The organism is Bradyrhizobium sp. PRIMUS42, from assembly GCF_023006515.1.
GTDB lineage: Bacteria > Pseudomonadota > Alphaproteobacteria > Rhizobiales > Xanthobacteraceae > Bradyrhizobium.
The window spans coordinates 1-7,659 of the sequence record NZ_JALBGZ010000275.1 but is presented as its reverse complement, the minus strand read 5'-3'; the positions used below and the strand labels follow the sequence as shown (position 1 = coordinate 7,659).

General features: G+C 60.8%; 11 protein-coding genes. 6 read left to right on the top strand and 5 right to left on the bottom strand.

The window, feature by feature from the left end; all coding sequences use genetic code 11:
• Positions 1-327: 327 nt before the first annotated feature.
• From MOV75_RS42965 to MOV75_RS20335, 3 genes are all read left to right on the top strand, one after another.
• The gene (locus MOV75_RS42965; RefSeq protein ID WP_369010466.1) at positions 328-495 is read left to right on the top strand and encodes an ion channel; all 168 of its coding nucleotides are present in this window, start codon (positions 328-330) and stop codon (positions 493-495) included.
• Between the two features lie 866 nt (positions 496-1,361).
• A complete protein-coding gene (locus MOV75_RS20340; RefSeq protein ID WP_246922918.1) occupies positions 1,362-1,706 on the top strand; it encodes a hypothetical protein in 345 nt (114 codons plus the stop codon).
• 128 nt (positions 1,707-1,834) lie between these two features.
• Complete coding sequence (locus MOV75_RS20335; RefSeq protein WP_246922921.1) at positions 1,835-2,290, top strand: hypothetical protein; 456 nt, start codon at positions 1,835-1,837, stop codon at positions 2,288-2,290.
• 100 nt (positions 2,291-2,390) lie between these two features.
• Here MOV75_RS20335 and MOV75_RS20330 read toward each other — a convergent pair whose 3' ends face one another.
• Both MOV75_RS20330 and MOV75_RS20325 read right to left on the bottom strand, forming a co-directional pair.
• On the bottom strand, positions 2,391-3,149 hold the full coding sequence (locus MOV75_RS20330) for an outer membrane protein (RefSeq protein WP_246922966.1): 759 nt from the start codon (positions 3,147-3,149) through the stop codon (positions 2,391-2,393).
• Between the two features lie 152 nt (positions 3,150-3,301).
• A complete protein-coding gene (locus tag MOV75_RS20325; protein WP_246922969.1) occupies positions 3,302-3,568 on the bottom strand; it encodes a hypothetical protein in 267 nt (88 codons plus the stop codon).
• A gap of 282 nt (positions 3,569-3,850) precedes the next feature.
• Here MOV75_RS20325 and MOV75_RS20320 point away from each other — a divergent pair, with 282 nt between their 5' ends.
• The 3 genes from MOV75_RS20320 (at position 3,851) to MOV75_RS20310 (ending at position 5,923) form a co-directional block, all read left to right on the top strand.
• The gene (locus tag MOV75_RS20320) at positions 3,851-4,114 is read left to right on the top strand and encodes a hypothetical protein (protein ID WP_246922924.1); all 264 of its coding nucleotides are present in this window, start codon (positions 3,851-3,853) and stop codon (positions 4,112-4,114) included.
• 614 nt (positions 4,115-4,728) lie between these two features.
• Complete coding sequence (locus MOV75_RS20315) at positions 4,729-5,079, top strand: RidA family protein (RefSeq protein WP_246922927.1); 351 nt, start codon at positions 4,729-4,731, stop codon at positions 5,077-5,079.
• A 700-nt stretch (positions 5,080-5,779) separates the two neighbouring features.
• Positions 5,780-5,923: a hypothetical protein gene (locus tag MOV75_RS20310; protein WP_246922929.1), complete on the top strand. Its 144-nt coding sequence runs from the start codon at positions 5,780-5,782 to the stop codon at positions 5,921-5,923.
• Between the two features lie 96 nt (positions 5,924-6,019).
• Here the strand turns inward: MOV75_RS20310 and MOV75_RS20305 are convergent, their stop codons facing one another.
• From MOV75_RS20305 to MOV75_RS20295, 3 genes are all read right to left on the bottom strand, one after another.
• Entirely contained in the window at positions 6,020-6,478 is a 459-nt protein-coding gene (locus MOV75_RS20305) for a hypothetical protein (protein ID WP_246922931.1), read from the bottom strand.
• 156 nt (positions 6,479-6,634) lie between these two features.
• Entirely contained in the window at positions 6,635-7,108 is a 474-nt protein-coding gene (locus tag MOV75_RS20300) for a cyclic nucleotide-binding domain-containing protein (protein WP_246922933.1), read from the bottom strand.
• A gap of 147 nt (positions 7,109-7,255) precedes the next feature.
• A partial coding sequence (locus MOV75_RS20295) for a ferric reductase-like transmembrane domain-containing protein (protein WP_247006472.1) occupies positions 7,256-7,659 on the bottom strand: 404 nt, incomplete at its 5' end.

Here is a 7,659-nt window from a genome sequence, read left to right as displayed (position 1 = left end):
GCCGGCGCCCTCGCGGACGGGGCGACCCGTCGTCGGGCGACTTCAGCGACGCCAGGCTGGTCCGGAAGTCCGGCGAGGTGCCGGATGACCTCAGCTCACTGTGAGCGCGGGAGCTGGATCATTCCTCACTTCGTCATGCGTCTTCGCCCGCCGTCCCCTGGGGGGCTCGCCCAGTAGCGGCCCCACCAACGCCGTTACGCATGGCGAGGCCGCCTGCGCTCCGGGACACCGAGGCTGGAGATGTGCCCGGAGGCGGCCAAATTTTACGACAGCGATTCACCTTTGTAGGTTTGTCGATTGACGACGCATTCAAGGGCGTTGACTAAGATGATCAATCATTGGCCAGCAGGGTCCATTCTGAGCTTTAGCGCGCTGACGACCACCGACTACGGCGATGTCGTGCCGATGCGTCCGTGGGCCAGAAGCCTTTGCAACCTGGAAGCCATTATCGGGCAGCACTACCCAGCGACTCTCTGTGACGCTGGAATTGGATGAGCGTAGCCACTAGGTCGGGCGGAGTTGGTCGCGTGAACCTTCATCGAAGGTACGGGGCGGTTCACGATCAGACGACGGACACAACATCCCGGCAATGCCGGATTCTTTTTTGCAAGCTTTGACATGGATCAGCACCGCTACAAGCATGCGACACGAGCGTCGCGTCAGTTCTCTGTACAGAGGAGAAAGTCGATGACGTACGTAAGTAAGGCTGCCCTTGCTGCTTCCGCCTTCGCGTGTGCGGCAATGTTCTCCCTCGGCTGGTCTGAACAAGGCGGGGTTTCGCTCTCAATCGAGAGCGCTCAGGCGCGGGTCGGTCGTCCGCTGACGCCCGTGAGCGTTGCGGGTGTTGCGCGTCGCCATAATCGGCGAGCCATGCACGGATATGGGTATGGCGCAGGTGTCGCAGGTGCCGCCGCGGTCGGCACGGCTACCGCTGTCGCCGCTTCCTCAAACTGGGGATCGGGCAACAACAATTGGGGCAACGCTTACGCGGCCCAGACTGATCCTCACTTTGGGCAACCGCTCTACCCTCACAGAGCCTACTATGGACATAGCCCTTATTACGGTTACGCCGGATGGGACGATTATTCGACACGCAACAACCTTAAGTGCCACCCGGGAGGCATGATCAAACTCGACGACGGCCAGATGCACCACTGTCAGTAGGAGTTAATGGCAGTTGCACAGTACGGGCAATGAGACAGTCGATCTCGTGAAGCAAACGGCCCCGGACCATGCCGGGGCCGAGGTTTGCGGAGTTGATGGTCCTACCAGCGTTGATGCGCGAGGTGGTAAGTCGTTCGCATCTCTGGCGTGGCTGAGTTGATCCGGACATCGCCACGGGCGCGACTGAGGGGGAGAGAATGAAACGCGTCGTGCTAACCACGATCATTCTCGTCCTTGGGACAGATGGGGCTCGCGCCGAGCCCCAGGCCGCCCAGTGTTCGTCCTTCTACATCTCGGAAATCACTCTCGTATCGACGGCCGACGGCGAGGCCGGGCACGTTCAGACCTTTGTGGGGTTCGGCCCCTCCAAGGAAGCGGCAGAGAAGAGCGCCCTGGGATGGTGCTCGCATATCAGGTACGATCTTGAGACCTGTTTGAATTCGGATCGCTTGACTGCTCGCAACTCTCCGTCAGACGGAGATGGCGCCGCCCTTCATCTCAAGTACATGAAGGCAGTTGCGCGCATTACCGGCTGCAGTTAGAGCGCGTTCGCGAGCGATCGAACGCGCTTGATCTATATCAAGCAGCTCGTGGCCATCTTGCAGCATGCGTGAGACAACGTCGTAGAACTGGCCCAGGGTAGTGTTTCGGGGGTACGGGAGCGACCAGCATGCCGCTGTTGGCATATCTCTGGAAGGTCGGAACGGCGTTGCTCTTACTGCTCTTTGTCTCGGACTATTGTGTTCCGAGGGCGCCAATCCCCGAACAGGCGCCGGCCGATCAAGCAACGATACGCATTCACTCCGATCGCAAATGGCCGGAGCGAATTGTCTTCGATACCCGGTCGCCGACAATCGTTGCCGCCGCACCCGCGGTCAATATCCCCGATGTCGCGATGTCGTCAGACGTCACCGAACTGCCTGTTGGCCGGGTGGATAACCCGACAGTCGCAAATGCGCTCGCAATGCTGCCGCGTCCGGATACACGACCGCCTGAATCCATCGACCGCAAGCGACAACCCAAGATATCAAACGTCGCCGCCCGGCCGAGACGACACGTCAAGCCGCGGATGCTTCTAGCGGCGCGACAAGGGCAGTTCACCTGGCTTGGCTTCAGATCCTGGTGATCGGCGTCCGGAACTGCGCGTGCCGCGACGGGCAAGCCCTCGCCGTTCGTTAAGGCGGAGGCCCCTGTCGCGGGGCCTCCGTTATGGGCGCAAGCACAGTTCAGTAGCGAGCGGTGACCGGCGCACCATAGCCGCCGAAACGATAGTTCAGCCGAAGTGTGACCATGTCCACATCCTGGCTGACCCCGTTGCCGAGAAGGGTGACTCCCCCGGGCGTGACCACGCCTGCGAAGGACGTGTTGTCACGCCCCATCCAGAGATGGTCGTACTCGAGACCGAACGACCAGTTGGGAGTGAAGCCATATTCCCAGCCGACGCCCAAGGCGCCGCCCCAGCGCGTGTGACCTGCCGAGGCGAGTCCAACACCGGTGGCATTGTTGAATATGTCAAAGCGATTGCGCGTTACCGCAGCGCCACCCTTCACGTAGAACAGCGACGCGTTCCATGCCCAACCGAGTTGAGCCGTGAACAGCCCAATGCCATCGATCTTGCCTGTGGTGGAGATCAATGGATCGATCAGGCTGACGCGGGTGTTCTTGATCTCGGCCCAGTCGCCCTGCGCCTCCAATCCGAGGACAAACTGATTGGTTTGCCAGCGGTAGCCGAGTTGTCCGCCAGCAAGGCCTCCGGAGCGATCAGCGCAACCACCTGCAACTGTCCCTGCCGGCGTCAGGAAATCCACGCAACCGTGGCTCTGCCCCCAGCCTCCATTGGCGCCAATGTAGAATCCGCTCCAGTTGTAGATCGCCACCACCGGTGCGGGAGGCGGCGCTGCCTTGACAGCCATATCGGCGGCCATGGCCGGAGCCGTCATGTTCAGCGCCGCGAAGCTGATCGCAGCCATCAAAAGCCTTTTCATCGTCATGTCCCCTCGCTCTTTTTTGTTTAGAAATGCGAATGCAGGCTGGCGCGCATAAGCACCGCGAACATCCATAAGTTAGGTTCAATGAGACCCTAAGCCCGTAACATAATGGCAACACTCTGGAGCCGCGTATGTGCACGGAGACGTACTTATTCAGTGTCGGGACCGGTATGTCGTTCAGTGTCCGATAGTTCGTCGTCAAGCCAGGCTCGGATGCGGGCCGACGGAATAAGCTGCCTAGGGACGCTCGGATTGATCGTGCCTGCGAATACAGCGAGGCCTTCGTCGAGCTTTGAACGAACGAACGCCTTGGCCTCTGCTTCCGTAGTGAAGGTCCTTGTTTCCCGAGGACTCCGCTGCTTCGGCAGCGTGCCGCGTTTACGGACTTCGAAGGTGACGTACCAAGTCGGTGTCATCGCGCACCCACCAGCGAATTGGCCCAGCCTGTCGATCCTCGCTGTTGTGGTGCGCCGGTCACATGGCCGGTTGATCTGAATCAAGATCGCGCCCGATGCTGTCAGACTACAGCGAAGCGATGCGCACCTAAACACAGACATTGTTCGGCAGAGCACCAGCCCAGCCCAGCCCACCCTTGAACCACGTCAACTCGCTCATCCTTCCGAGCACACGTTATCTGTAGCCGCCGGAACGCGGCATCTGCCACCCCTGATTTCGCAAGCACAAAGAGGAGGACCATCATGAAGGCGAAGACGCAACTCTCGATGAGATCCGCGACGATTGCAGTGATCGTTGCCAGCGCCCTTCTGGTGCTTGCAGGCGTCACGCTCAATCCATCACCGGCCCACGCAATCGTATATTGCCAGTACGTCGGTTATCCGGGGGGGTGCGTTGCCAGGGCCGGCGTCGTTCTGACGCCGCGCCCCGTTGCGCGTGCAGCAGTCCGCCACAACGCTGGTGGCAATGCAAATGGCGGCGTCAATCGCGTTGGCGTGCGGCGGTAAGGGGATTTACTCGCGGATCGCGAGCCTGGCAGTGAGCCAGGTTCGCGACCGCATCTCTCGATCCCCTTCTCGATCGAGACCCCCGATCGGCATCGAGATCTTCAGCCGCCCCTCATGCCTCTGTTGCCCCTCGGTTGGAGCAGACCATCCCAGGACGCGTCGAAATCGACCGAGATCCTCGCTCCTACCGTCCGAATCGGTGGTACACGGCGGTGGTCATAAAACTCGACCAGACTCTTTCGGATGCCTTGTTTTTCGGCGCATTCGCGGCATCGGGGGGAGGGAGTCGCACTATCTCCATCTCCGCCAGAGCGAACCCAAAGTATCGAAGAAGCAGACGGTCAGCCTCTGCGGCTAACGAGATTTCCTGCGTGGCGACCTCGCGCGGAATGTGTTAATCATTGCCGCGCGGCGCCCCCCAAAGGTGCCACACAAAAAAAACGCCGGGCCGAAAACGCCAATAAAATCAGTGGTCGATCGGATTGTTGCAACAGTTCAATCCTGTCTGGCAGCACCATTCTCCCCCGATTGAAGCGAGCTTATTGAGGCAGGTCTTCTTATTGAGACAAGCCTTGCGCCTGACCAGCGAGCCCGCAACCTGCACGGATGCCATCGTGATCAAACGTTCCCTGCCCTATGAAGGACTGCTCCACGAGATCGTCGAGCATAACGACGTGCTTTATCTCGGCGGTGTCGTCCCTGAAGATGCGGGGCTCGACATGACGGGCCAGGCCGACGATGTGCTGCGTCAGTTGAAGACCCTGCTCGAAGGGGCCGGCTCCGATCTCTCCTGCGTCCTGCAGGTGACGATCTTCATGGCCGAGCTCGCCGACAAGGCGGCGTTCAACGCGGTGTGGAAGCGCTATTTCACCGCGAACCATCTGCCGGCGCGTGCGGCTGTCGGCGTTGCGGATCTCGGCCCGGGCGTCAAGCTGGAGCTGACGGCGATCGCCGCCCGCAAGTGATACTCGGGCGACATCGCCGAGGCGCGACGCCTCAGTCATTCCTGTATTCACACATGAAGCTGCATTCTCGCGGCAGGAAACGCCCGAGTTTTGCTCTTCTCTTTCGCCCTCTCTTGTGAAGAGGGCGCAGGGAAGACCGGGTGCCGGCTGGCACCCATGACCCGCTGCGCGAAGAATTTGCACACGCAAATGCGCAGGCGGACTACAGGTGGGCCGGAAAACACCCGGCCTTCCCTGCGCGATGGGTTGACGGCCTATGCCTGCTCTCCCCGGAGCCGAATTCCTTCTGGCCTCCGTCACCTCCGCGAAAACCGATGCACACGTCCGGTTGGCCGATGCATCTTCGCGAAAGCTTGGCTGTAGCAACGACAGCCAGGACCACATGGTTTAGCCGTACGCGACTGCTTCGTTCGTCACACGGAGAAGGACCTCACGAGGGTCACCCCGCCCTGGTCCCGCCTTGCCGTGCCCGACGCAGCCGCGTCCACCGCACCCCCGCCCACGTTCGTTGCGACGTACGATCGCCCCTCTCCTCGGGCCGGGATGGCGGGAATATGCCGCAATTCCGAATTTCGGTAAAGTGGAATATTTTCGCAATGGGGGATTGACGGGGTCGGGGTGTTTTGCCCGACGGGTCGCGATGGGGCCGCTCCGGTAAGGTTAATCCTTCCTTTCGATTGTCGGTAAAGTTTTATCTATTATGGTCTTTGTCATCCGTGACGAACCAGAGGTTTCGCCAGTGTTCGCGTTTTGCCTGATCGTGGCTGGGATTGCGCTGCTTCTCTCCGGCATCGTTGCCTTCGGCTTTCATCGAAACTCGCTGCATTCGATGGCGTTGCTGTAGCCGCATCAGGGTGCGGGCCCGCAGAATGGGGCGGGCAACTGTCCGCCGTAGCTCAAGGAGCGAACAGGTTTCGCTCCGCTCTCCCCTTCCTAAGCACTATCGCGATGCCCGCTGCGGGTATGCGGCCAATGCAGCGCGCAAGTGCTGCGCGGCCGACTTCAGGTCGAGTTCTCGCATCGGAAATTCGACCCATAGGTCCTCTTCCCCGGCAGTTCGGCTCGCCGCCCATGCCGGCCTCGCTTCGAGATCGAAGTACACCCGGAGGACAGGCTGCTTGAGGCTGACCAACATCCGAAATTCGAGATTCGGCTCGGTGAACCCACAGTCATCCGACCACTGGTTGGCATCCGCCACTGCATCCATCCAGGATGCCAGCCGCGCGACTTCATAGGTGAGAAGGCACGGGTCAGTGAAGCGCCATGAGCCCTTCGGATGCCGCACTTCGCCAGCTACGACCAGCCAATTCGAATCGTATTCGGCCGCTTCCAAATGGGGAAACTCATATCCAAGGATTCGAAGCTCCAGGGATTGTCCGTCGCGGCTAGCGAGTTTCATGATTCCGCTTCGGTCCCATTGGTTGCGTGCCCGTGTTGTAGCCCGTCTGCGACATCATAAAGCAAGATGGGGCCGAGCGAAGCGAAACCCACGGCGTTCGGACGCGAAGGATGATAGGCCTTGCAAGTGCCTATCCATCCTACGCCCGGCGCGCTTTCAACCGTCCTCCACACGTCTTGCGGCAAACCGCTCATCTGCCCGCCGTAGCCTTCGGCACAGCTCGCGGTTGATGTTTTGCAGGATGATCACATAAGCGTGGATGTCGGACTTGTAGCAGGCGTAGAGATCTTGCGCGGTCAGCTCGTACAATAGCGTCGGACTTTCCGCGACAACCGTTGCTGAACGGTTCTGCATCTCGATCAGCGTCATCTCGCCGAAGAAATCACCGGGCTGCAGCACGGAAATCGGGATGACGCGGCCCGCCTTCGTCCGCTTGCTGACCGCGAGGCGGCCGAATTTGACGATGAACATCGAGCGGCCCGGCTCGCCTTCCGATACGACGGTGCTGCCTACCTCGAAGCTGCGCTCGACCAGCATGGAGATCAGGAGGTCGAGGCTTCCGTCCGAAAGGCCGCCGAAGAACGGCGTCGCGAGCAGGAACGCTTTCAGATCGGAGGCGGGGGCGGTCATGGTGCAAGGATATGCCGCGTCTCCCTGCACGACAAGCAGAACGGCGTAGCCCGTAGGGTGGGCAAAGCGAAGCGTGCCCACGTAATTTTTGCGATCGAGAAAGATGGTGGGCACGGCGCAAGTGCGCCTTTGCCACCCCTACGCCCACTACAGGCCATCCCCGCGCAGCGTCCTTCGCTTTCGCCAGACCTGCAGGTCCATCATGACCTTTGCAGTTGCCGCGACCACCAGCACGCACAGCACGGCCTTCGAGACCGTCTCCATCGTCCCCTCGATCAGGAGGCAATGGACCACGCTGCCGACGACGATGACGATCGCGAGCGGCATATGAATGAAGCGCCAGGTTCGCGGCCGCAGTTCTAAGCGCCGGCGCAAGGTCGCCAGCAGCGCGACAATGAAGATGGCCCACATCGCGGTGACTCCGAAGGGCGAGAACGGCGTCGGCGATGCGTAGGTCAGGGCGTCCATCATGTCGGGCGGGCTGGTGATCCAGAGCCCGGCGACGTGGACCACCACGGCCAGCACCAGCGCGCCGCCGATCCAGCGATGGG